The 24,010-nt window shown below is 71.0% G+C and carries 18 protein-coding genes; 10 read left to right on the top strand and 8 right to left on the bottom strand.

Annotated features, from left to right (window positions below):
- Positions 1–62 precede the first annotated feature (62 nt).
- The 4 genes from ACGFIM_RS35705 (at position 63) to ACGFIM_RS35690 (ending at position 5,073) form a co-directional block, all read left to right on the top strand.
- Complete coding sequence (locus tag ACGFIM_RS35705) at positions 63–1,289, top strand: glycosyltransferase family 2 protein (RefSeq protein ID WP_393210018.1); 1,227 nt, start codon at positions 63–65, stop codon at positions 1,287–1,289.
- Between the two features lie 117 nt (positions 1,290–1,406).
- Positions 1,407–3,188, top strand: a complete 1,782-nt coding sequence (gene metG / locus ACGFIM_RS35700; protein WP_393210015.1) for a methionine--tRNA ligase — start codon at positions 1,407–1,409, stop codon at positions 3,186–3,188.
- A gap of 34 nt (positions 3,189–3,222) precedes the next feature.
- Positions 3,223–4,077, top strand: coding sequence for a TatD family hydrolase (locus ACGFIM_RS35695; RefSeq protein ID WP_393210012.1), 855 nt, complete (start codon positions 3,223–3,225; stop codon positions 4,075–4,077).
- A gap of 180 nt (positions 4,078–4,257) precedes the next feature.
- A complete protein-coding gene (locus ACGFIM_RS35690) occupies positions 4,258–5,073 on the top strand; it encodes a ubiquitin-like domain-containing protein (RefSeq protein WP_393210009.1) in 816 nt (271 codons plus the stop codon).
- Positions 5,074–5,202: 129 nt separating this feature from the next.
- Here the strand turns inward: ACGFIM_RS35690 and ACGFIM_RS35685 are convergent, their stop codons facing one another.
- Complete coding sequence (locus ACGFIM_RS35685) at positions 5,203–6,423, bottom strand: hypothetical protein (protein WP_393210006.1); 1,221 nt, start codon at positions 6,421–6,423, stop codon at positions 5,203–5,205.
- Positions 6,420–8,144: a serine/threonine-protein kinase gene (locus ACGFIM_RS35680; protein ID WP_393210003.1), complete on the bottom strand. Its 1,725-nt coding sequence runs from the start codon at positions 8,142–8,144 to the stop codon at positions 6,420–6,422. Before ACGFIM_RS35680 ends, ACGFIM_RS35685 begins: the two co-directional genes overlap by 4 nt.
- A 69-nt stretch (positions 8,145–8,213) precedes the next feature.
- On the opposite strand from ACGFIM_RS35680, the gene rsmA reads away from it, so the two are divergent.
- Positions 8,214–9,074 (top strand): 16S rRNA (adenine(1518)-N(6)/adenine(1519)-N(6))-dimethyltransferase RsmA, encoded by an 861-nt coding sequence (rsmA, locus tag ACGFIM_RS35675; RefSeq protein WP_393210000.1) that lies wholly within the window; start codon positions 8,214–8,216, stop codon positions 9,072–9,074.
- Positions 9,075–9,845: 771 nt separating this feature from the next.
- Positions 9,846–10,379 (top strand): NlpC/P60 family protein, encoded by a 534-nt coding sequence (locus ACGFIM_RS35670; RefSeq protein ID WP_393209997.1) that lies wholly within the window; start codon positions 9,846–9,848, stop codon positions 10,377–10,379.
- A 1,145-nt stretch (positions 10,380–11,524) separates the two neighbouring features.
- Here ACGFIM_RS35670 and ACGFIM_RS35665 read toward each other — a convergent pair.
- Together ACGFIM_RS35665 and ACGFIM_RS35660 are read right to left on the bottom strand one after the other, a co-directional pair.
- Complete coding sequence (locus ACGFIM_RS35665) at positions 11,525–12,043, bottom strand: arginase family protein (protein ID WP_393209994.1); 519 nt, start codon at positions 12,041–12,043, stop codon at positions 11,525–11,527.
- 59 nt (positions 12,044–12,102) lie between these two features.
- The gene (locus tag ACGFIM_RS35660) at positions 12,103–12,384 is read right to left on the bottom strand and encodes a hypothetical protein (protein ID WP_393209991.1); all 282 of its coding nucleotides are present in this window, start codon (positions 12,382–12,384) and stop codon (positions 12,103–12,105) included.
- 1,109 nt (positions 12,385–13,493) lie between these two features.
- Here ACGFIM_RS35660 and ACGFIM_RS35655 point away from each other — a divergent pair.
- Positions 13,494–14,396 (top strand): 4-(cytidine 5'-diphospho)-2-C-methyl-D-erythritol kinase, encoded by a 903-nt coding sequence (locus ACGFIM_RS35655; RefSeq protein ID WP_393209988.1) that lies wholly within the window; start codon positions 13,494–13,496, stop codon positions 14,394–14,396.
- A 456-nt stretch (positions 14,397–14,852) separates the two neighbouring features.
- On the top strand, positions 14,853–16,667 hold the full coding sequence (locus ACGFIM_RS35650; RefSeq protein WP_393209985.1) for an ABC-F family ATP-binding cassette domain-containing protein: 1,815 nt from the start codon (positions 14,853–14,855) through the stop codon (positions 16,665–16,667).
- Between the two features lie 384 nt (positions 16,668–17,051).
- Here ACGFIM_RS35650 and ACGFIM_RS35645 read toward each other — a convergent pair whose 3' ends face one another.
- Positions 17,052–17,558 (bottom strand): MarR family winged helix-turn-helix transcriptional regulator, encoded by a 507-nt coding sequence (locus ACGFIM_RS35645; RefSeq protein WP_393209983.1) that lies wholly within the window; start codon positions 17,556–17,558, stop codon positions 17,052–17,054.
- A 57-nt stretch (positions 17,559–17,615) separates the two neighbouring features.
- On the opposite strand from ACGFIM_RS35645, the gene ACGFIM_RS35640 reads away from it, so the two are divergent.
- Entirely contained in the window at positions 17,616–18,386 is a 771-nt protein-coding gene (locus ACGFIM_RS35640) for a trans-aconitate 2-methyltransferase (RefSeq protein WP_393209981.1), read from the top strand.
- A 132-nt stretch (positions 18,387–18,518) separates the two neighbouring features.
- On the top strand, positions 18,519–19,997 hold the full coding sequence (locus tag ACGFIM_RS35635) for a CHAD domain-containing protein (protein ID WP_393209979.1): 1,479 nt from the start codon (positions 18,519–18,521) through the stop codon (positions 19,995–19,997).
- Between the two features lie 70 nt (positions 19,998–20,067).
- Here ACGFIM_RS35635 and ACGFIM_RS35630 read toward each other — a convergent pair whose 3' ends face one another.
- The 3 genes from ACGFIM_RS35630 to ACGFIM_RS35620 all read right to left on the bottom strand — a co-directional run bounded on the left by ACGFIM_RS35630 (position 20,068) and on the right by ACGFIM_RS35620 (position 23,990).
- Positions 20,068–20,916, bottom strand: a complete 849-nt coding sequence (locus ACGFIM_RS35630; protein ID WP_393209976.1) for an NUDIX domain-containing protein — start codon at positions 20,914–20,916, stop codon at positions 20,068–20,070.
- Positions 20,906–22,966: an RNA degradosome polyphosphate kinase gene (locus tag ACGFIM_RS35625; protein WP_393209973.1), complete on the bottom strand. Its 2,061-nt coding sequence runs from the start codon at positions 22,964–22,966 to the stop codon at positions 20,906–20,908. Before ACGFIM_RS35625 ends, ACGFIM_RS35630 begins: the two co-directional genes overlap by 11 nt.
- A gap of 118 nt (positions 22,967–23,084) precedes the next feature.
- Positions 23,085–23,990 (bottom strand): TetR family transcriptional regulator, encoded by a 906-nt coding sequence (locus ACGFIM_RS35620; RefSeq protein ID WP_393209970.1) that lies wholly within the window; start codon positions 23,988–23,990, stop codon positions 23,085–23,087.
- Positions 23,991–24,010 lie beyond the last annotated feature (20 nt).

Genomic DNA, 24,010 nt, shown 5'->3' with positions numbered 1-24,010 from the left:
GACCACCGTTACGTTCAAGGCATCATGGTTCACTGGAAGAGCCTTAACTGAAGGGTAGACACGTGGAACTGACGGTGGTCATGCCCTGCCTCAACGAGGCGGAGACCGTGGAAGTCTGTGTGCGCAAAGCGCTCGCGTGCATGGAGGAGCACGGCATCGAGGGCGAGGTGCTGATCGCCGACAACGGCAGCACGGACGGCTCCCAGCAGCTCGCCCGCGACGCCGGTGCCCGCGTTGTCCATGTCGATGAAAAGGGCTATGGAAACGCCCTCATGGGGGGCATCAGGGCGGCTCGCGGCAAATACGTCATTATGGGCGACGCCGACGATTCCTATGACTTCACCGCGCTGATGCCGTTCGTCGAGCAGCTCCGCGACGGCGCCGATCTGGTGATGGGCAACCGCTTCAAGGGCGGCATCGCCCCCGGCGCCATGCCGCCGCTGCACCGCTACCTCGGCAACCCGGTGCTGTCGTTCATCGGGCGGCTGTTCTTCCCCTCCAAGATCGGCGACTTCCACTGCGGGCTGCGCGGCTTCCGCCGCGACTCCATCCTGAAGCTCCAGCTCCAGACCGGCGGCATGGAGTTCGCCTCCGAGATGGTGGTCCGCGCGACGCTGGCCGGCCTCGACGTGCGCGAGGTGCCCACCACGCTCTCGCCCGACGGGCGCTCCCGCCCGCCGCACCTGCGCTCCTGGCGCGACGGCTGGCGCCACCTGCGCTTCCTGCTGCTCTACAGCCCCAAGTGGCTGTTCTTCTACCCCGGCGTGGTGATGATGCTGATCGGCCTGGTGGCCGGCACCGCGCTGACGTTCGGCCCGGTCGAGATCGGCGAGCTCGCCTTCGACGTCGACACCCTGGTCGGCACATCCGCCCTGGTGGTGATCGGTTTCCAGGCGGCGCTGTTCGCGGTCTTCACCAAGGTCTACGCGGCCGAGGAGGGCTTCCTGCCCGAGTCGCCGCGCATCCGCAGGCTGATCGACATGGTGAGCCTGGAGAAGGGCCTGGTCGCGGGCGGCCTGCTCGCCCTCGCCGGTCTCATCGGCCTGGTCATGTCGCTCGTCCACTGGCAGGTGCGCAGCTTCGGCGAGCTCGACCCGCGCGAGTCGCTGCGCATCGTCGTGCCCTCGGCGACCGCGCTCATCATGAGCTTCCAGACCATCTTCGCCTCGCTGTTCATCAGCATCCTCGGCATCCGCCGCACCCGCGAGACGCCCGTCGACAACGCCGCCGCCGCTGCCGAGGAGGCCGCCGCGGCCATCTCGCTCGAAGAGCCGACCACCAAGCGATGACCGTCCGCGCGCCGGCGCGCGCGTGCCCCGCGGGTTCCGCTTCCGGCGGCACGCGCCCCGCCGCGGACAGGGAGTCGCGGAACAAACGATCGCCAACCACCCCGTAGGCTTGGAACCATGTCCCAGCACATCTTGACCGCCGTTGCCTGGCCCTATGCCAACGGCCCCCGTCACATCGGGCACGTGTCCGGTTTCGGCGTGCCGTCCGACGTCTTCAGCCGTTACCAGCGGATGGCGGGCAACAAGGTGCTGATGGTGTCCGGCACCGACGAGCACGGCACCCCGATCCAGGTGCAGGCCGACAAGGAAGGCGTGACGGCGAAGGAGCTCGCCGACCGCTACAACCGCGTCATCGCCGAGGACCTGACCGGGCTCGGGCTGTCCTACGACCTGTTCACCAGGACGACGACGAAGAACCACTACGCCGTCACGCAGGAGATCTTCAAGGGTCTCTACGACAACGGCTACATCATCCCCAAGACCACGATGGGGGCCATCTCGCCGTCCACCGGCCGTACGCTGCCGGACCGCTACATCGAGGGCACCTGCCCCATCTGCGGCTACGACGGCGCGCGCGGCGACCAGTGCGACAACTGCGGCAACCAGCTCGACCCGATCCAGCTCATCAACCCCAAGAGCCGCATCAACGGCGAGGCGCCGACGTTCGTCGAGACCGAGCACTTCATGCTCGACCTGCCGGCCTTCTCCGAGGTGCTGGGCTCCTACCTGCAGTCCAAGCAGGGCGAGTGGCGGCCCAACGTGCTGAAGTTCGCGCTCAACCTGCTCGGCGACCTCCAGCCGCGGGCCATCAGCCGCGACCTCGACTGGGGCGTGCCGATCCCGCTCGACGGCTGGCGCGACCAGCCCAACAAGCGCCTGTACGTGTGGTTCGACGCGGTCATCGGCTACCTGTCGGCCTCCATCGAGTGGGCCAGGCGCTCCGGCGACCCCGACGCCTGGCGCCAGTGGTGGCAGAACCCCGACGCGCGCGGCTACTACTTCATGGGCAAGGACAACATCGTCTTCCACGCCGAGATCTGGCCGGCGATGCTGTTCGGCTACAACGGCCAGGGCGCCCGCAACGGCACGCCCGGCTCGCTCGGCGCGCTCAACGTGCCGTCCGAGGTGGTCTCCAGCGAGTTCCTGACCATGGAGGGCCGCAAGTTCTCCTCCTCACGCCAGGTCGTCATCTACGTCCGCGACTTCCTCGAGCGCTACGACGCCGACGCCCTGCGCTACTACATCGCCGTCGCCGGTCCGGAGAACCAGGACACCGACTTCACCTGGCAGGAGTTCGTCAACCGCAACAACGGCGAGCTGGTCGCGGCCTGGGGCAACCTCGTCAACCGCTCGATCTCCATGGCGGCGAAGAACTTCGGCGCGGTGCCCGAGGCCGGGCAGCTCACCGACGCCGACCGCGCCCTGCTGGAGCGCTCGCGCAACGCCTTCGGCCCCGTGGGCGCCGAGCTCAGCCGTTCCCGCTTCAAGAACGCCATCACCGAGGCGTTCGACGTCATCCGCGAGGCCAACAAGTACCTCGCCGAGCAGGAGCCGTGGAAGCTCAAGGACGACCCCGAGCGGCAGAAGTCGATCCTGCACGTCGCGCTGCAGGTGGTCGACGACGCCAAGACGCTGCTGACGCCGTTCCTGCCCAGCTCGTCCAACAAGGTCTACGCCATGCTGGGCGGCGAGGGCGTCTGGTCCGGCATGCCGGAGATCCGCGAGGTCGACGAGGACGGCGGCACGCCGTACCCCGTCATCACCGGCGACTACGACGGCGCCGCCCGCTGGGAGCACCGGCCGATCAAGCCCGGCACCCCGCTCGCGCCGCCGTCGCCGCTGTTCAAGAAGCTCGACCCGAAGGTCGTCGACGAGGAGCTGGCCCGGCTGGCCGAGTGAGCCGCCACGGCGCGGCGGGGCTACCGTAGATCCCGTGAGCAAGCTTCCCGCCGCGCCAGAGCCGCTTTCCTCGCCCGTCTTCGACAGCCACTGCCACCTCGACATCATGGTGGGCGACCGGCAGGCGTCATCGGGCGACCCGGTCGCGCAGGCCGCTCAGGCGGCCGAGGCCAGCGTGCGCAGCATCCTCGCCGACGCCCGCGCGGTCGGTGTGACGCGGCTCGTCACCATCGGCTACGACCTGACCTCCTCGCGCTGGAACGCCGACGCCGCGGCCGGGCAGGAGGGCGTGTACGCCGGGGTGGCCATCCACCCCAACGAGGCCCACGCCGCCACCCCCGAGGCGCTCGCGGAGATCGAGGAGCTGGCCCGGCGGCCCGAGGTGCGGGCGGTCGGTGAGACCGGCCTCGACTACTACCGTGACTGGGCGAGCAAGGACGACCAGCACGCGAGCTTCCGCGCGCACATCGAGATCGCCAAGCGCACCGGCAAGGCCCTCGTCATCCACGACCGCGAGGCGCACGACGACGTGCTGAAGGTGCTGGCCGCCGAGGGCGCGCCGGACGTGGTGGTGTTCCACAGCTTCTCCGGTGACGCCGAGATGGCCAAGAAGTGCGTCGAAGCCGGATATTTCATGTCGTTCTCTGGGCCCGTGACGTACAAGAACGCCCACTACCTGCGCGAGGCCGCCGCGGTCGCGCCGCCCGAGCTGATGCTGGTCGAGACCGACGCCCCCTACCTGCCGCCGGTCCCGCACCGCGGCAAGCCCAACGCCCCCTACCTCATCCCGCTCACCCTGCGCTGCCTCGCCGAGGTCAAGAACGTCCATCCCGACCGGTTGTGCGAGGCGATCAGCGCCAACGGAGTCACGGTCTTCGGCGAGTGGTGACCATATTCCGGTGAAGTCACGCGGGCGTTCGTCGCGTCCTCGCTAGCGTTCGGGCCGTTTCCTGCTATCGGAGGTGGCCCGTTGCGAGGAAAGAGGCGTGCGCCCCGCCCACCCATCCCGTGGCGTTCCCCGTGGACGCCCGTCGTCTGCGCGGCCGGCGCGCTGGCCGTCGGAACGCTCGTGACCGTCTCGCTCCTGGTCAAAGAGGTCACGGTCGTCGTGGACGGCGAACGCAGGCCCGTGCACGCCATGGCCGCCACCGTCGGGGAGGTGCTCGACGACACCGGCGTACGGCTCGCAGCCGGCGACGTCGTACGCCCCGCCGCGCACAAAGAGGTCACCGACGGCACCACCATCGAGGTGCGCCGCGCCCGCCCCATCACGCTGACCCTCGACGGCCGGACCACCACCCACCTCGTCACCGCCACCAACGTCGGCGACGCGCTCGCCGAGCTCGACCTCACCCCCGCCGCCGGGCGGCTGTCCGCGCCCCCCGCGTACGAGGTGCCGCTCGAAGGCATGGCGCTGACCTTCTACACCCTGCGCAAAGTGCACGTCGTGACCGGCAACACCCGGCGCACCGCGCAGACCACCGCCAAGACCGTGCGCGGCGTGCTCCGCGAGCACGGCATCCGGGCACGGCGCGGCTACCTCGTCGATCCGCCGCTCGACAGCTTCCCCGAGGAGGGGACCGTCATCAGGGTCGCGCCGCCGCGTACCGTGACCATCCCGCGCGACGTGGCCAGGCTCGACTGGGAGGCGCTGGCCGGCTGCCAGTCCGGCGGCGACCCCGAGGCGTACAACCCGGACGGGCCCTACTACGGGATGTACCAGTTCAGCCTGCCCGTCTGGAGGTCGGTCGGCGGCATGGGGCTGCCGTCGGAGTGGCCGGAGGAGGAGCAGACGTATCGGGCGCAGGTGCTGTATCGGCAGGTCGGCGGGAGGTGGCAGGGCGTGTGGCCGGCGTGCGGCGACCGTCTCTTCCACACGACCTGACCCTTCTTGCCCGCCGCCCGACCCCGGTTCGGCCAGCCTCGTGACCGCTGCCCGATCCCGGTTCGGCCAGGCTCGTGACCGCCGCCTGATCCCGGTTCGGCCAGGCTCGTGACCGCTGCCTGATCCCGCTCAGCCGGCGAGGCCGGCGCCGAAGTCGGCGCCCTGCTGCGGCTGCAGCGGGTCGAACGTCTCGGCGTTGCGCCCCGCCACCGCGACCCGCCCGTACGGCCGCGCGTCCGGCTGGCCCACGTACAGCCTGTTCCCGCTGAACGCCACCGACCAGCCGAACAGCCCACCCGCGTCCTCCAGCCGCCGGTCCTCGGCCTCGTTCTTCCACGAGATCACCCGCACGCCGCCCCCGTACGGGGCGCCGATCGCCAGCCGCCCGTCCGCCGAGGCCGCCAGCGAGAAGCCGAACGCCTGCCCGCCCTCCTGCGCCACCCGCCGCAGGGGCTTCCTGTCCGTGCCGAGCAGATCGACGTACCCGGGGCCGGGGGCGCCGATCGCGTACCCGGAGCCCTCGGAGTAGGCGACCGCGTAGCCGTACCGGTCGCCGGTGACGCCGGTCGGGGAGTCCCGCTTCTGCGAGGTGAGCTTCGCCGCCAGCACGTCGTCGATGAACACCACCGCGCCCGAATCGATCCTCCCGTCCTCGACCTGGCGGCCCAGGCCGTCGTCGTTCTCGTACGGGACGCCGACGACCAGCGCGTTCTTCGGGCCGAACGCCAGCGACCAGCCGAACTGGTCGCCCGCCTCGCCGGTGCCCCGCACGCCCACGCTCTCCTGACTGATGCGGCGCAGCTCGCCCGCGCCCTTGCGGACGTACACGGCTCCGGTGTCGGGCAGGTCCCCCTCGTCCTCGTACGGCGCGCCGATCGCCACCAGGTCGCCCTTGGCGGCCAGCGACCAGCCGAAGTGGGCGAACCGCTGCGGGCGCGGCGCGGTCAGCCGCTGCGGGGCCGCGACCCGGCCGCCGTAGACCACGAACACCGCGCCGGCGTCCTCCACGCCGTCCACGTCCGCGTACGGGGCCCCGATCACCAGGTCGGCGCAGGAGTCGCCGTTGAGCTGCGCCAGCCGTACCGACCAGCCGAGCCCGTCGCCCCGCGCCGCGCCCGGCACCGTGACCGGCACGACCTCGCCCGCCGAGAGAACGTGCACGGCCCCTTTCTGCCCGTCCCCGAACGGGTCACCGGCCACCACATCGCCTGCCCCGTCACCGTCGAAGTCGGCGTCACCGGCGCACGCGGCACGCTCCGCTGCCGCCGTCCGTCCATGGGACGAGTAGGCGGCGGTCACCGGCGTGATCGCCAGCACCAGCGCCACCAAGAGCACAGCGTTCCTGATCACCCCAGGGCCACCTCAATCTGGCGGCCGTCCCGGAGCATGGCCGCCGTCATCTTCACCGGCTTGCGGTACGGGGCCAGGTCGAACACGAACGCGCTGTCCAGCCGCCCGCCCGGAGGGATCGCCGGAGGCAGCGCGAAAGCCGCCGCGCCGTGCTCGGCGCCCCGATCGTCCACCATCGTCACCACGGGCCGGATCAGCTTCCGCCGTGTCCCGCTCGGGTTGATCATCGTCCAGCGGATCACGCAGAGCTGCCCCTTGGTGGCCGTCATGTCCTGGTACGTCCGTAGTCCGCACTGCGGCGCCTCCGGGACGATCGCCACCGGATCATCGAAGCCGGGGCCCAGGGCGAACCTGCGTCCCACGTCATCGGGCCGCCCGCTGCCCGCGACCTGGGAGGGGGCGCCGGGATTCGCGGTGACGGCGGTGTCGCGCCCGGACGTCGCCACCAGTACCGCCACCGTCACGACGATCGCCGCCACGGCCGCCGCGGCGGCGATGAGCCGGCGCGTGCCCGGCGTACGGGTGCCGTCGAGGGTGTCGGGTTCGTCGGCCGGGGCGAGCGGAGGCGGCGTCCCCGGAAGCGTTTCCGTGCCTGACTTTCGCCCGGGACGTGGGACGCCCGGCTCCCGCCTGGCCGCCACTTCCTCCTGCCGCGCCCGCTCCCCGGCGGACGCCTGGCCCGACCGAGCGTCCGAAGCGGCGGCGCCGAAAGACGCGGGCGGCACGGTCGGCCGCGCGCCGCCACCTGGAGGGGCGCCCGCCGCAGCACGCGGGGGCGGGGTGGGGAAAGCGGCCGTGGCGTCCGCCTCGTCGAGGACGTTCCGGGGCGGCTCCCACTCGCCCAGCATCTCGGTCGCCACCAGCGTCGGCGGATCGGCCGGAGCGGCGGCGGTCGCCGGCGTGCCGCCCACCAGGGCGATCAGCAGATCCTGCGCGCTGGGCCGCAGGGCGGGGTCCATGGAGGTGGCCCGGCGTACGAGGTCGTTGAGCGGAGCGGGCAGCGCCCCCAGGTCGGGCGGCGTGTTGAGCACCCGGTGCGCCAGCGTGACGGGGTCACCGCGCCCGAACGGGTGGCGCCCGTTCCCGGCGTACGCCACCAGGCAGCCCCAGGCGAAGATGTCGGCCGCCGGGCTGACCGGCTCACCGCGTACCTGCTCGGGAGCCCACCACCCCGGACTGCCCAGCAGCTCGCCGGACAGCGTGAACCCCGTCTCGCGATCGAGCGCCCGCGCGATTCCGAAGTCGATCACGCGCGGCCCGGAGATGGACAGGATCACGTTCGCCGGCTTGAGATCCCTGTGCACCAGCCCGGCCACGTGGATCGCCGCCAGCGCCGCCGCCACGCCCAGCGCGACGCCGTGCAGCGGCCCGGGGTCGAGCGCCCCGTGGTTCGCGATCTGCGCGGACAGGGGAGTGCCCGAGATGTACTCGGTCACCATGTACGGCCGGCCGTCGGCGGTGGTGCCGTTGCCGAGCACCTGGGCCGTGCAGAACGACGCCACCCGCCGGGCGTTCTCGACCTCGGCATGGAAGCGTGCCGCGAACCCCTCCTGATCGGCGTACGCCGCCTTCACCACCTTGACCGCGACGAAACGCCCGGTCGGTGCCTTGGCGAGGAACACGGTCCCCATGCCGCCCTCGCCGAGGCGGCCCAGCAGCCGGTACGGCCCGATCTCCCGTAAGTCGGTCGGCCGGAGCGGCGCGGCGCCCGTTGGCTCCATGAGGGACGTCCCTTCCTGTTCCCCGCCATCCTCTCCTTTGATCTCCCCACGCGCCATCGCACGTTCTTCATGCGGGAGACTGGTTGGATGATGAGGCTGTTGGGCCCTGCAGAAATACGTATTTTGGCGGACAAGCTAGATCTTCGTCCGACAAAGAAGCTCGGGCAGAACTTCGTGATCGATGCCGGAACGGTCCGGCGCATCGTCCGCGTCGCCGACCTCTCACCCGACGACGTCGTCATCGAGGTCGGGCCCGGCCTCGGCTCGCTCACCCTCGCGCTGCTGCCGTCGGCCGCTCACGTGGTCGCCGTCGAGATCGACCCGGTGCTCGCCACCCAGCTCCCCATCACCGTCGCCGAGCGCGCCGATGCCGCAAACCTCACGGTCGTCAACGCCGACGCGATGAAGGTCACGCCCGGCGACCTGTCCGGCCACCGGCCCACCGCGCTCGTGGCGAACCTCCCGTACAACGTGGCCGTCCCGGTGGTGCTGCACCTGCTGGAGGTGCTGCCCTCGCTGCGCAAGGGGCTGGTCATGGTGCAGTCGGAGGTCGCCGACCGCCTCGCCGCCGGGCCGGGCTCCAAGGTGTACGGCGTTCCGTCGGTCAAAGCCGCCTGGTACGCCGACGTGCGCAGGGCCGGGCCCGTCGGCCGCAGCGTCTTCTGGCCCATACCCAACGTCGACTCCGGCCTGGTCTCCCTCGTCCGCCGCGACCCGCCGCCCACCACGGCCACCCGCGAGGAAGTCTTCGAGGTGGTGGACGCCGCCTTCGCCCAACGCCGCAAAACCCTCCGCGCCGCCCTCGCGACCTGGGCCGGCAGCGCCGCGGACGCGGAACGCGCGCTGAGAGCGGCCGGCGTCGACCCGTCGGCGCGCGGCGAGCAACTCGACATCCAAGCCTTCGCCCGCATCGCCGAACACCGCCCCTGACCACGCCGCACAGTCGAAAGCCTGGTGGGCCGCCTGCGCGGCACCACCTGGCCCGCACCCGCCCTTCGGTCCCGCACATCCCGCTCCGGGCCTGCCATTTGGGGCCTGCCCCTCCACCCTCCGCTCACCACCGGGGCCTGGCCTCCACCAGACCCCGCTCCTGCCCGTTCCCTGTGATCGGCGTGGTCTGTGCGGGTTCCGTTTCCTGTGATCGGCGTGGTCTGTGCGGGTTCCGTTTCCTGTGATCGGCGTGGTCTGTGCGGGTTCCGTTTCCTGTGATCGGCGTGGTTTGCGCGGGTCCCGTTTCCTGCGATTGGCGTGGTCTGTGCGGGTCCCGCCTCCGTGATCGGCGTGGTCTGTGCGGGCCCCTGCCCCCGCGTAACCACGCTTCGTGGGCCTGCCGCACGTCGCATGCGCCAGTTCTGTGCCTCGCGCTCAGCAGCGTGACTTCTCAGCTAGGCGATGACCAGGTGACCACAAAGGCAATGAGCAGGCGAGAACCGGGTGGTGAGCAGGCGAGAACCGGGTGGTGAGCAGGTGAGAACCAGGTGATGAGCGGACGGAGAAACGGGTGATGAGCGGACGGAGAAACGGGTGATGAGCTGGCGAGAAGCAGGTGGTGAGCCGGCGAGAAGCAGGTGGTGACCCGGGGGATTTCCACAGGCCTGGCCTCCCGCCCTCCCGGATCCACAGAACCGCGTTCGGCCCCATCCCGCCCCCGCCCGGCACCGGATCCTGGCCTCCCACCCCCGTTCAACCTGGGAGGCACCCATGACCAAGAACTCCTTCTTCCTCGGGTTCACCCTCCGCCCCGCCCTGCTCGTCGCGTTCGTCGTAACTCTCCTCACCGCCACGGCCACCCCCGCCGAAGCCGCCCGCAAGAAGAAGGCCCTGACGAAGGGACAGATCGCCGCCGCAGCCGCCCTCACCCAGCTGGGCGTCGCCTTCTCTTGGGGCGGAGGCTCACCCAAGGGCCCCACGTTCGGCATCGGCAGAGGCGCGAGAACCAGGGGCTTCGACTGCAGCGGCCTGACCCTCTACGCCTGGTCCAAAGCCGGCGTACGGCTGAGTCATTACACGGGAGCCCAATTCCGCCAAGGCCGCCGCATCCCGCTCTCGGCCCGCCGCACCGGCGACCTGCTCTTCTTCGGCGGCGGCACCGGCGCGCCCACCCACGTCGCCCTCTATCTCGGCCACGGCCTCATGATCCACGCCCCCAAGACCGGCGACGTGGTCAGAACGACAAGCTTCCTCAACATCCCCTACTACCGCTCCTCGTTCCGAGGAGCCGTCCGCCCAGGCTGAGGATTCCAGCCGCCCCCGCGGGTGTCTCGACTGCGCGGCGTTCGTGTTGCCCCTGCGGGTGTCTGATTGTGCGGCGTTCGTGTCGCCCCCACAGGCGTCCCGACTACGCAGCGTCCGCGCCACCCCTCCGGCCCTCGCATGCCCTCCAAGCTCCGACGTCCGACCTTCGATGTGCGGACAGGGCGGGACGTGCGCGGCCCATCCTGCCGGCAACGTTCCGGCCCCGGCCCGGAACCGGGTCGGCGGGTGTGATGGCCGCTTTCACGGTCCTGGAACCGGGTCGGCGGGTGTGATGGCCGCTTTCACGGTCCTGGAACCGGGTCGGCGGGCCTGACGACCGCCTTCACGGTCCCGAGACCGGTCGGCGGGCCAGACGGCCGCCTCACCTCGGCTCGCCCGGCGCGCTCGACGCTCTTCCCGGTGTGCTGTCGAGCCCGCGAGTGCTTTGCGTGCCGGCTGGATTCCGGCGCTCGGGCACGGTCCTGCGGCAGGTTCCGGGCATGCGGGGCGGCGGAGCGGGCGGTGGTGGTTGCGGGACACCGAGCCAGAGCGCAGACCTCCGATGTACGGTTCCTTGGCGCCCGGTCGCGGCTCCGCTCGCGCCGAGGCTGCACCGAGCGTGATCGGAGGCCCGGTTCTACATCACTCGCCGGGACGTAACCCCGCAGCGGCCTGAGCCGCCGTAGCTCGCTGGCTCCGGGGGTAGTGCTGCTGCGGGACTGTTGCAGTGGTGGCGGTGGTGGAGCGGGGCTGGCTCAGCTGTGGCCCTGTCGGCTCCGGGGGTAGTCCCGCTGCGGGGCTGCTGCAGTGGTGGTGGTGGAGCGGGGCGGGGGCTCAGCCGTAGCTCTGCCGGCTCCGGGAGCAGCGTCGCTACCTGGCCCTGCAACGATGGCGTCGGCGGGAGCGGGGCGGGGGCTCAGCCGTAGCTCTGCCGGCTCCGGGAGCAGTGCGCTGTGGGGCCGTTGCAACGGCGGTGTCGGTGGGAGCGGGGCAAGACAGCCGTAGCCCTGTCGGCTCTGGCATCAGCGTCACTGCCTGGTCGGCGCACGATGGTGTCGGCCGGGACGGGGCAGGTTTGACCGGCTACGAGGTCATCGCCGCTGCCCGAGCGTCATGACGGCGGTGTGCGCCAGGCGGTGGCGAGCTCAGCCGGTGCATGCCTGCACCAGGTCGCCCACCAGGGGAGACAGCAGTTTCTGGTCTTCCTCGCGGGACGGCTCGTACTCCGTGAGTCCGAGCCCGACCACCTTGAACCGCTCACCCACGGCGCGCACCAGCGACAGCAGGTCTTCGGGGCGCAGTCCGTCGGGCGCGGGCGATCCCACGCTGGCGAAGATCTGCGGGTCCAGCACGTCGAAGTCGATGTGTATGTAGACGACGGTGTCGTCGTCCGGTGCCGCCGCTGCCTCCCGGGGAGGGCTTGTTGCGGTGCCCGCGTCCGTTCCCGAGGATGACACGCCCTCTTCGCGGCGGGACTCGATCGCCTTGATCAGAGCCTCCGGGGCCGCGCCCGGTGCAAGGAGCGGCACCTCCGCGCTGTCGATGAACTCCTTCTCCCCGGCGTCCAGGTCGCGTACGCCGGCCAGGACGATCTGCCGCGACGTCAGCGGCTCTCCGGCCACCAGGCCCGTGGGGCCGTCCCCGGTGAGGGCGCGCAGGACCATGCCGTGGTAGCACCCGAGGGCGAGGTGGCGGGTGTGTTCAAGTCGCCGTGGGCGTCGAATCAGATGACGACCAGCCGGTCCCCGTACCGCCTCCGCGCCGCCGCGATCGGCTGCAGCTCGACACCGCAGTCCCCGCCCGCGGTGACCACGAAGCCGTCGGACGTTTGCTCAATCGCGGCCCGCACCCGCGACGCCGTGGTCACGAGATCGTCCTCGACGGCGACCCGTACCCGGCTCTCGGCGACCACCATGTCGGCCAGCAGCCGCGCTCCTTCCTTCAGGCGTTCGGCGGTACGCGAGCCCGATCCTCGCCACTGCGGCACCTCGACCACTGTCACCATGTCGTTCACCCCTTTTCATCAGGAAGGACATCATCGAGCAGGAAGGGGGCGTCATCGACATCCCCTTGGTAACAGCCCTTGCCCCTGCTCCTGTCCGTGTCCGGGTCCGGGTTTCGTCCCTGTCCAACCTCCACCGCGACGACGTGGTCGGTGTCGGTGTCCGTGTCGGTGGCGTTCGCGATGGTGGTGGCGGTGGTGGGGTGGCTCGGAGTGCGGCGTGGGCGGGTGGGTGCGGCTTCGTGATCTGGTGGTGCGGTGTGCTGGCGTGGGGCGGTCGGGGTGCTGGGCTTCGTGACCTGGGTGGCGCTGGTGGTGGGGCGGCTGGGGTGGGTGCGTGCTGCTCCGCGCCTGATGACGCGGTGCGGGTGGGAGGGCACCTGGCTTGTAGGCCCCGTCGGGGCGGGTGTAGGTGTCCGGCGCGGGTGAGTGGTGCGGGTCCGGCGTGCGTGAGTTGGCGTGTGGATCTGGCGTGCGTGGGGTGGCGTGTGGGTCTGTCGTGCGTGCGGGTCCGGCGTGTGTGAGTGGTGCGTGGGTGGCTGAGGCTTGCTAGCGGGCCTGTAGGAGGCGCTGTGGGCTGGGCGAGGATGCCGGGGCGGGCAAGGACGCACGCTTGGGCGGCTGTGCTTGGCAGCCCGTGCGGGGAGTCGCGGCAAGTTTGTGTTCGGTCTGCGCGGGGTGCCGTGGCGAGTGTGTGTTCGGCCTGGAGGAGGTGCTGCGGCGGGGGTGCGTGTTCGGCCCGTGTGAGGTGTCGCGGCGGTTGTGTGTGTTCGGCCTGCGCGAAGTGCCGTGGCGGGTGTCTGTGTTCGCCTGAGTGAGGTGTCGGGGCGGTGTGTGCCTGTGGGGCGGGGCTTATGCGTTCGGGGCTTCGTGTGGGTGTGCGGATAGCGCGGCAAATCGCGCGGAGTTCTCGTTTCTGCGCATAAGTCGTCGGAGGGGTTCACGCGCTGTCATCACGGAGGTTCGGGGTAATTGGTGACCAACTTGACTCTCCGTGGTGAGGAGTCGAGAGACCTCGGCGTCATATTTCGAGAACCGCATGTCAGGGCTCCGCGCCCCGATAACATCGAGTGTCCTTGACCCCGGCAAGTAGTGAGAGTGGCAGAAGATCGATGAGTTCGGTGACCGTACGTGTGCCCGCGAAGGTCAACGTGCAGCTTTCTGTCGGCCCGCTCAGGGAAGATGGCTACCACGACCTGGTCAACGTCTTCCACGCCGTGTCGATCTTCGATGAGGTGGTGGCGAAGGAGTCCGAGGGGATCACCGTTCAGGTGAACGGGAAGTGGTCCGACCAGGTGCCGATCGACGACAGCAACCTCGCCATCCGGGCCGCTCGCGCTCTCGCCAAGCACGCCGGGCGGAGCTACGGCGCCGAGCTGATCATCCACAAGAGCATCCCGGTCGCGGGCGGCATGGCGGGCGGCAGCGCCGACGCGGCCGGCGCGCTCGTGGCCTGCAACGAGCTGTGGGGTCTCGGGCTGCCCATGGACGATCTCATGGAGATCGCCGGCGACCTGGGCAGCGACGTTCCGTTCTCGCTCATCGGTGGTACGGCGGTCGGCACCGGGCGCGGCGAGCAACTGACCGAGCTGCCCACCGGGGGCACGTTCCACTGGGTGTTCGCCCTGGCCGACGGCGGGCTTTCGACGGCCACGGTGTACGCCGAGTGCGACCGTCTCCGGGCGGAGTCCAACGCCGAGGTGCCGTGGCCGACGCTCAACGACTCCCTGATGGAGGCGCTCGGCACCGGCGACGCGTACGCGCTCGGCGCCCACCTCAGCAACGACCTTCAGCCCGCCGCGCTCAACCTCCGCCCCGAGCTTGGCCCGACCCTCGAACTCGGCCGCCAGCACGGCGCGCTCGGCGCGATCGTCTCCGGGTCGGGGCCGACCTGCGCGTTCCTCGCCATCGACGCCACCCACGCCCGCGACCTGGCCGAAAGCCTCACCGCCACGGGCGCCGCCCACACGGCCGTCGCCGCCCACGGCCCGGTCCAGGGCGCCACCGTGATCTGAGCCTCGTCACCTTCGGCTTCCAAGAATTCGGGCTGTCGAGAAGTCGTCTTCGACTTTTGAGAAGTCGGGCGAGACTCCCCAGGTTCCGGGGTTGGCGGGCGGGCGTGCCCAGGCTCCGGGGTTGGCGGGTGCGGCGTGTTCAGGTTCCGGGGTCGGTCGGCGGGACGCGCTCAGGTTCCGGGGTTGGTGGGTGGGGCGTGCTCAGGCTCCGGGGGTGGCGGGCGGGGCGTGTTCAGGTTCCGGGGTTGGTCGGCGGGACGCGCTCAGGCTTCGGGGTTGGTGGGTGGGGCGTGCTCAGGGTCCGAGGTGGGTGAGGCGCGTTCAGGTTTCGGGGTGCGTGGTCGAGAGGGTTTCCGAGAGTGGTCGTCAAGTGGGTTCTCGCGGGCTCCCAGGTGCGCCATCGGCGGTGCCGACGCGGGCGGGCGGTACGTGGGGAGCCGATACCCTGGGAAGGCCATGAATCTGGTCAATCTCGAGTCGGTCTCCCACGCCTACGGCCCCAAGCCGCTCCTCACCGACGTCTCCCTCGGCGTCGAGGAAGGCGACCGCATCGGTGTCGTCGGGCGTAACGGAGGCGGCAAGACGACGCTGCTGTCCGTGCTCGCGGGCACGCTACGTCCCGACAGCGGCCGCGTCACCCACAGCCGTGGCCTGCGGGTGGGGTTCCTGACGCAGCAGGACACCCTCGACCACACGCTCACCGTGCGCGAGACGGTGCTCGGCGGGCTGGCGGAGCACGAGTGGGCGGGCGACCAGCGCGTACGCGACATCCTCGCCAACCTGATCGGCGACCTCGACCTCGACGGCAAGGCGGGCGACCTGTCGGGCGGTGAGCGCCGGCGTACGGCGCTGGCCAAGCTGCTCATCGACGACCACGACCTGATCATGCTGGACGAGCCCACCAACCACCTCGATATCGAGGCCATCGCGTGGCTGGCCGGGCACCTCGCGGGCCGCAAGAGCGCGCTGGTGGTCGTCACGCACGACCGGTGGTTCCTCGACGCGGTCTCGACCCGTACGTGGGAGGTCGTGGACGGCCGGGTGGAGCGCTACGAGGGCGGCTACGCGGCGTACGTCCTGGCGAAGGCCGAGCGGGCCCGCATCGCCCAGGCCGCCGAGGAGCGCCGCCAGAACCTCATGCGCAAAGAGATCGCCTGGCTGCGGCGCGGCCCGCCCGCCCGTACGTCCAAGCCGAAGTTCCGCGTCGAGGCCGCTCAGGCGCTGATCGCGAACGAGCCGCCGCCCCGCGAGACCGTCGAGCTGATGCGCTTCGCCGCGGCCCGGCTCGGCAAGACGGTGTACGACCTCGAAGACGTCACGCTCCACGCCGGTGGCCCCGGCACCGGTCCGCTGGTGCTCGACCGCCTCACGTACCAGTTCGGCCCCGGTGACCGCATCGGTCTGATCGGGGTGAACGGGTCGGGCAAGTCGTCGGTGCTGCGCCTGCTCGCCGGCACGATCGAGCCCGACTCGGGGCGGGTGATCAGGGGTAAGACCGTACGTCTTGCCCACCTGTCGCAGGAGCTGGGCGAGCTCGACCCGACGCGGCGGGTGCTGGAGTCGGTGGAGGAGGTCCGCAAGTACCTCAAGGTCGGCAAGCGCGAGTGGACCGCCTCCCAGCTGCTCGAACGCCTCGGCTTCCGTGGCGAGGCGCAGTGGAAGGTGGTCGGCGATCTGTCCGGCGGTGAGCGGCGGCGGCTGCAGTTGCTGCGGCTGCTCATGGACGACCCCAACGTGCTGCTGCTCGACGAGCCCACCAACGACCTCGACATCGAGACGCTCAACGAGCTCGAAGACCTGCTGGACGGGTGGCCGGGCACGCTGGTCCTGGTGAGCCACGACCGCTACTTCCTGGAGCGGGTCACCGACAAGTGCGTGGCGCTGCTGGGTGACGGCAAGCTGTCGCTGCTGCCGGGCGGGGTGGACGAGTATCTCGAACGCCGCGCCGCCGGTACGGCCGTGACCGCCCGCCTCGGGGTGGGGGCCGCGCCCGCCGCGTCCGAGCCTGCCGCCGCGCAGCCGAGCCCGTCCAGCGCGCCGAGCGGGCTCTCGGCCAAGGAGGAGCGCGAGCTTCGCAAGGAGCTCAACCGCCTGGAACGCCAGCTCGACAAGTTGAGCGACCAGGAGGCCAAGCTGCATGCGGCCATGGCGGAGGCGGCCAGCGACTACGCCAAGCTGGGCGAACTCGACGCGCAGCTCCGCGAGATCACGGCCCAGAAGGACGCGATCGAGGCCGAGTGGCTCGAAGTCGCCGACCGCCTGGGCGAGTGACCGCCTCTCCGGACAGGCCCGCCGGCGCCGTCTGAGAGCGCCTCGGCGGGTGCCGGCGGCGCTCACGCATGCCGGGTGACACGAATGCCGGGCGATCAGCGCGATGGCCCCGATCCCACGCCGGATCGGGGCCATCGTCGTTTCCGGCGGGGAGGCGGTGTCTGCGGGAGGCGGTGTCTGCGGGAGGCGGTGTCGGATGGGCGGGGCGGTGTCGGGATAGGGCGGTGTCGGATGGGAGGGGCGGTGTCGGCGGGCTCGTCGGGTGCGCTCGCCGAGCCGGCGGGCGATCGGAGCCCGCCGGTTCTGTGCGGGGCGGGTCGCAAGCGGGAGCTTCGCCCGGAGTGCGGGGTCAGAGGCGGAGTGCGGGGCGGGTGGAGTGCGGGGTCAGAGAGGGGAGTCGAAGGGGGTGAGGAGGGTGCGGAGGAGGCCGGCGAGGGTGCGCTGGTCGTCGGGTCCGAGGCCGGACAGCAGCTCCCGCTCCCTCCGCAGGAGGTCGGCGAAGGCCGCGTCCACCCGCTGCAGTCCCGTCTCGGTGAGGGAGACGAGCACGCCACGCCGGTCTTCGGGGTCGGGCCGCCGGCGGACGAGCCCGGCCTGGGCGAGGCGGTCGATGCGGTTGGTCATGGTGCCGGAGGTCACCAGCGTGGCCCTGAGCAGGGCGCCGGGGCTGAGCTCGTAGGGCTTGCCGGCCCGGCGCAGCGCCGTCAGCACGTCGAACTCCCACGGCTCCAGATCGTGCTCGGCGAACGCCGCGCGCCGTGCACGGTCGAGATGCTTGGCCAGTCGTGACACCCTAGAGAGCACCTGGAGCGGCTCGACGTCGAGATCGGGGCGCTCCGTCCGCCAAGCCGCGACGAGGCGATCGACCTCGTCCCTAGCATCTTCCGTCATGACACACAAGTGTACTGTCTTGACATCGAGATATCTCTCTCGATATCCATTATCTTCATGTCGAGAGATATTTGGGACCCGGTCACGTACGCCATCTACGCGGACGAGCGGTCGCGGCCGTTCATCGAGCTCATCTCGAGAGTGGGGGCGGTAGAGCCCGACTATGTCGTGGACATGGGCTGCGGCAGCGGTGACCTCACCGTCGAGCTGGCCAATCGCTGGCCCAACGCGACGATCGAGGGCTTCGACTCCTCCCCGGCGATGATCGGCAAGGCCAGGAGGCTGCAGTCGCAGGTCAGGTTCCAGGTCGCCGACGCCGCCACCTGGCGTCCTGACCGGCCCGTCGACGTGCTCATCTCGAACGCGTTGCTGCAGTGGGTGCCCGACCACCACTCCGTGCTGGAGCACTGGATGGAGGAGCTGGCCCCGGGCGGCTGGCTGGCCTTCCAGGTGCCGGGCAACTTCGACGCGCCCAGCCACGTGGCCATCCGCGAGCTGTGCAACTCCCGCGCCTGGTCCGACAAGCTCGGCGGCTACACGCGGGGCAAGCCGGTGAGCGAGCCCCTGGAGTACGTCGACCTGCTCAACCAGGGCGGCTCGCAGGTCGACGCCTGGGAGACCACGTACATCCACATCCTTCAGGGCGAGAACCCGGTGCTCGAATGGGTCTCCGGCACGGCGCTGCGCCCGATCTTCGACCGGCTCGACGAGGACGACCAGCGGCGGTTCAAGCACGATCTGGGCAAGCTGCTCGCCGAGGCGTATCCGGCGAGGAGCTACGGGACGCCCTTCCCGTTCCGGAGGATCTTCGTGGTCGTTCAGAAGTAGGAGCGCCTTCCCGGTCGTCGAGAAGGTCGTCCAGAAACAGGCGCGTGTTCGTGGCCGTCCGGGAACGGCCCGCCTTCTGACGCGCCCGTCCGGGTGGCATCATGGTCCGGACCAGGACTTTTGCGAGGCGCGGTGGGCATCGAGATCGAGGACAAGTACGACGTCCAGGCGGACTTCGAGCTCCCGGACCTCAGTGGCCTGGCCGAGGTGACCGGGCCGAAGAGCCACCGGCTCGTGGCCCTGTACTACGACACCCCCGATCTGCGCCTGGCCGCGCGCGGTGTGACGCTCAGGAGGCGGCGCGGCGGCGACGACCCCGGCTGGCACCTCAAACTGCCCAGGGCCAAGGGCGTACGCCAGGAGATCACCCACCCGCTCACCCGCAGCACCAAGAGCGTTCCCGCCGAGCTGGCCGAGCTGGTCCGCGCCTACACCCGCGGCGCCGAGCTGGTGGCCGTGGCCGAGCTGGAGACCCGCAGGAGCGTCACCGTGCTGAGCGCCGACGGCACGGGGCTGGCGGAGATCGCCGACGACCGGGTCAAAGGCACCGTGCTCGGCGGCGAGCCGAGGGTGGTGCGCTGGCGCGAGGTGGAGGCCGAGCTGCTCGAAGGCGGCACCAGGAAGCTGCTGACGAGGGTCGGCAAGCGGCTGCGCGCGGCCGGAGCCGTGCCGTCGCAGGCGGGCAACAAGCTCGCCAAGCTCCTCGAACCCGCGCCGCCGCCCGTGGCCGCCACGAAGCCGGGCAGCGCGGGCGATGTCGTGATGGCGTACCTGGCCGAGCAGGTGCAGGCCCTGCTGGCGCAGGACCCGAGGGTGCGGCGCGCCGAGGAGGACGCCGTGCACCAGATGCGGGTGGCCGCCCGCAGGCTGCGCAGCGCGCTCAAGGCGTTCAAGACCGTCGTGACCGGCACGCGCGGGCTGCAGGACGAGCTGCGCCGGCTCGGCAACGTGCTCGGCGAGGCCCGCGACCTCGAGGTGATCAGGGTCAGGTTCGCCAGGGCGCTGGAGGGGCTGGAGCCCGAGCTGGTCGTCGGCGACGTCGCGACCCGGCTGGGCGCCGGCCTGCTGGAACGCGAGCGGCACGCGTACGAGCGGATCAAGGAGGAGCTGAGCGGCGAGCGCTACTACCGCCTCCTCGACGCTCTGGACACCCTGATCGCCGCCCCCGAGCTGGGCAAGGCGGCGGCCAAGCCCGCGCAGGAGACGCTGCGCGACCTCGCCAGGGCCGGCTGGGAGCGGGTGATCGCCGCCTACGAGCGCGCGCAGGCCATCGACGACCCGGAGCGCCGCGGGATCGCCTTGCACGACGTGCGCAAGGCGGCCAAGCGCGCCCGCTACACCGCCGAAGCGCTCCGGCCGAGCCTCGGCGACGACATGGGCGCGCTGGCCGGGGCGGCGGAGGACATCCAGGAGGCGCTGGGCGCGTACCAGGACGGCGTGGTCGCGCAGGAGCTGCTGGCCAGGGAGGCGGCGAGCGCCCGCGAGGCGGGTGCGGACACCTTCACCTACGGCCTGCTCATCGGCCTCGAACGCGCCGCCGCGGAACGCGCGCACGCCGGCTTCCCCAAGGTGTGGAAGAAGACCCGCAAGGCGGTCGAGGCCGTGCTGTGACCGGAGGCAGGTCCGGCTCCTCACCCGAGGGCGCACCACCACGGCCCGGCCCGTCGCCGGGCGCCCGCCGTCAGGTCGCGTGCTGCTCCACGGCGACGACCCGCCCGTCCGCCCGGTGCAGCACGGCGAAGCCGCCCTTGCGCAGCCGGACGTCCTCCCCGGCCAGCGCCTGGATGAGGCCGGGCAGCACCTTGCGGTGGCTGCACACGGCGGCGGGCCCGGACAGCGAGGACACCAGGGCGGGGGTCTTGCGCGGGTCCTGGCCCTCCTCGCTGAGCAGCGGATCGACCCCGATCTCGAGCCCGGAGATCCGCGCGTACGGCTCCAGCGTCTGCACGCAGCGGACGCTCGGCGACGACAGCAGCCGGCCGGGCCGCCAGGCGGGCAGGACGGCGGAGAGCACCCCCGCCTGGGCGAGGCCGTGCCGGTCGAGCGGCCGGGCGTCGTCGTCGCCCTCCCACTCGTCCCTGGAGCCCGCGGAGGCGTGCCGTACGAGGACGAGCGGCGTGGTGTCGAGCGGCGCGTCGGCGAGGGCCGGCAGCAGCGGCGTGTCCCAGCTGTACGACAGCAGCCGCTCCGCCTCGCCGATCGGCACCCAGCGCAGCTCGCCCACCTCGTCGCCCGGCGTGAACCCGGCGTCGGCGGCCACCCGGGCCACCCAGTAGTCGACCCGCTTGAGCCGCCCTCCGGGGCGGTAGAAGACGGTCGGCAGCGGCCGGCCGAGCGTGACGGTGAGGCCGGTCTCCTCGCGCACCTCGCGTACGGCGGCGGCGACGACGTGCTCGCCAGGCTCCAGCTTGCCTTTGGGGAACGTCCAGTCGTCGTAGCGGGGACGGTAGATGACGGCAACCTCGGCGTCGTCGCCCGAGCCGCGCACGATCACGGCGCCGGCGGCCCTGATGGGCTCGTCAGTTGTCAACGGTCCTCCAGCGGCGGGTGCTGATCAGGTGGCTTTGCAGGTCCTCGCCGGGGTGGCGGGTCCAGGTGCCGTCGGAGTTGAGCCACCAGGTGCCGGTGGCGTCGTCCATGGCCCGGTTCATCAGCTCGATGAGGTACGCCTTGTGCTTCTGCGAGGTCACCTTGACCAGGGCCTCGACGCGGCGGTCCAGGTTGCGGCGCATGAGGTCGGCGCTGCCGATCCACACCTCGGGGCGGCGGCCGAGCCCGAACTCGTAGACGCGCGAGTGCTCAAGGAAGCGCCCCAGGATGGAGCGGACCCGGATGTTCTCCGACAGGTCGGGGATGCCGGGGCGCAGGGTGCAGACGCCGCGTACCCAGAGGTCCACCGGCACGCCGGCCCTGGAGGCCCGGTAGAGGGCGTCGATGATCGGCTCGTCCACCAGCGCGTTGGTCTTGATCCTGATCCGCGCGGGGCGGCCGGCCCGCTGGTGGGCGATCTCCCGCTCGATGCGCGCCACCAGGCCGCTGCGCAGGGAGTGGGGCGCGACGAGCAGCCGCCGGTAGGCCGAGTGGTGGGAGTAGCCGGTCAGGTGGATGAACAGGTCCGTGACGTCCTCGCCGACCAGCGGGTCCGCGGTGAGCAGGCCGAAGTCCTCGTACTGGCGGGCGGTCTTGGGGTTGTAGTTGCCGGTGCCGATGTGGCAGTAGCGGCGCAGCTCGCCGGACGGCTCCTGACGTACGACGAGGGCCAGCTTGCAGTGGGTCTTCAGGCCGACCACGCCGTAGACGACGTGGCAGCCGGCGCGTTCGAGCTTGCGCGCCCAGGAGATGTTGGCGTGCTCGTCGAACCGGGCCTTGATCTCGACGACCACCACGACCTGCTTGCCCGCCTCGGCGGCGTCGATGAGGGCGTTGACGATGGGGGAGTCGCCGCTGGTGCGGTAGAGGGTCTGCTTGATCGCGAGCACTCTCGGGTCGGCGGCGGCGTCCTCGATGAAGCGCTGCACGCTGGTGCTGAAGGAGTCGTACGGGTGGTGCAGCAGCACGTCGCGCTCGCGCAGCACCGAGAAGATGTCGTCCTCGGCGTTGATCACCTCGGCGGGCACGAACGGGCGGTAGCTCAGCTCGCCGCGGTCGAGATCGGCGATCGCGTGGAGGCCCGACAGGTCGAGCGGGCCGGGCAGGCGGTAGATCTCGTACGGGTCGAGTTCGAGCTCCTCCACGAGCGGGGCCAGCACCTCCGGCGTGATGCTCTCCTCGACCTCCAGCCGCACGGGCGGCCCGAACCGCCGCTTGAGCAGCTCCTTCTCCAGGGCCTGCATGAGGTTCTCCGTGACGTCCTCGTCGACGTCGAGGTCCTCGTTCCTGGTGACGCGGAAGGCGTGGTGCTGCAGGATCTCCATGCCGCGGAAGAGCTGCCCGAGGTGGGCGGCGATGACGTCTTCGAGTGGCACGAAACGGTCTTTGGACGCCTGGACGAACCTCGGCAGCTGCGAGGGCACCTTGACGCGGGCGAACACGGTGTGGCCCGTCGCGGGGTTGCGCACCAGGACGGCGAGGTTGAGGCTCAGCCCGGAGATGTAGGGGAACGGGTGCGCGGGGTCCACGGCCAGCGGCGTGAGCACGGGCCTGATGCGCTCTTTGAACAGCCTGCGCAGCTCGGTGCGCTCTTCGCGGCTCAGGTCGTCCCAGCGCACGATCTCGATGCCCGCATCGGCGAGCTGGGGGCTGATCCGCTCGTGGAAGGCGGCGGCGTGCCGCCTGGCCAGCTCGTCGGCCACGGCGGCGATCCTGACCAGCTCTTCCTGCGGTTTGAGCCCGCTCTTGGTGCGCAGCAGCAGTCCGGTCGCCATCCGCCGCTTCAGCCCGGCCACCCGGACGCGGAAGAACTCATCGAGGTTGCTGGCGAAGATCGCCAGGAAGCGTACGCGTTCGAGCAGGGGCAGGGAGGGGTCCTCGGCCAGTTCCAGCACCCGCTCGTTGAACTGGAGCCAGCTTTCCTCGCGGTTGAGGAACCGCTCCTGCGGAAGGGGCAGGTCGGAGGCGGACGGGAACGGTTCCGCAGACATATGGCGTATGGTGCCCCGTTCGGTTGAACAGCACGTTAACGTCGCCGCAACGGCTCACCATGGAAGGTCAGCCCTGCTCAACCTCATCGTCACTCCGCGGGACCGCGCCGTTCAAGGGTCACTCGGGATGATCTACCTGCTCGAGGCGGGCGGCGCGCTCGGCCAGGCGAGCCTCGCGCTGGCGGAGCTTCTCCTCCCGTTCACGGGCCTTCTCCGCCTCCTTCAGCAGGCGTTCGCGCTCTTTCAGCTCGCGTATACGGGCTTTTTCCGCCTCCTTGAGCTCGCGCTGGCGGGCCTTCTCCGCCTCCTTGAGCTCCTTCTCACGTGCCTTCTCCAGCTCGCGCAGTTCCTTCTCGCTGACCGCGCGCGGCTTGGCCGGGGCGACGCGGTCGCGCAGCGAGACCGTCAGCGACGGGTTGGGGTCGAGCGCGGTCAGGCCGTTCCAGGCCAGGTTGACCAGGTGGGCCGCGACCTCCTCGCGGCTCGGCTTGCGCACGTCGAGCCACCACTGCCCGGTCAGCGCCACCATGCCGACCAGCATCTGGGCGTACATGGGGGCGAGCTTGGGGTCGTAGCCCCTGGCCGCGAACTCGTCGGCGAGCACGTCCTCGACCTGGCTCGCGATCTCGCTGATCAGGCTGGCGAACGTGCCGGTGCCCGACGCGGCGTGGGAGTCGCGGACCAGGATGCGGAAGCCCTCGCTGCTCTCCTCGATGTAGCGGAGCAGGGCCAGCGCGGCCCGCTCCAGCTTCACCAGGGAGTGCGCGGCCGACAGCGCCTCGGTGATCATGCCGAGCAGCTTCTGCATCTCGCGGTCGACGACGACCGCGTACAGCCCTTCCTTGCCGCCGAAATGCTCGTACACCACCGGCTTCGACACCTGTGCGGTAGCTGCGATCTCTTCGATAGAGGTCCCGTCGAACCCCTTTTCCGCGAAGAGCGTGCGGCTGATGCGGATCAGCTGCTCTCTGCGCTCGGCACCGGACATACGCCTGCGGGATCGGGGTTCGGTCACGGTTTCCATAATGACGGCCGTTGCGGGGC

The sequence above is a fragment of the Nonomuraea sp. NPDC049309 genome, assembly GCF_043196965.1.
In the GTDB taxonomy this organism is placed as follows: domain Bacteria; phylum Actinomycetota; class Actinomycetes; order Streptosporangiales; family Streptosporangiaceae; genus Nonomuraea; species Nonomuraea fastidiosa.
The sequence above is the reverse complement of the archived record's forward strand: the minus strand, read 5'-3'. Positions and strand labels throughout refer to the sequence as shown.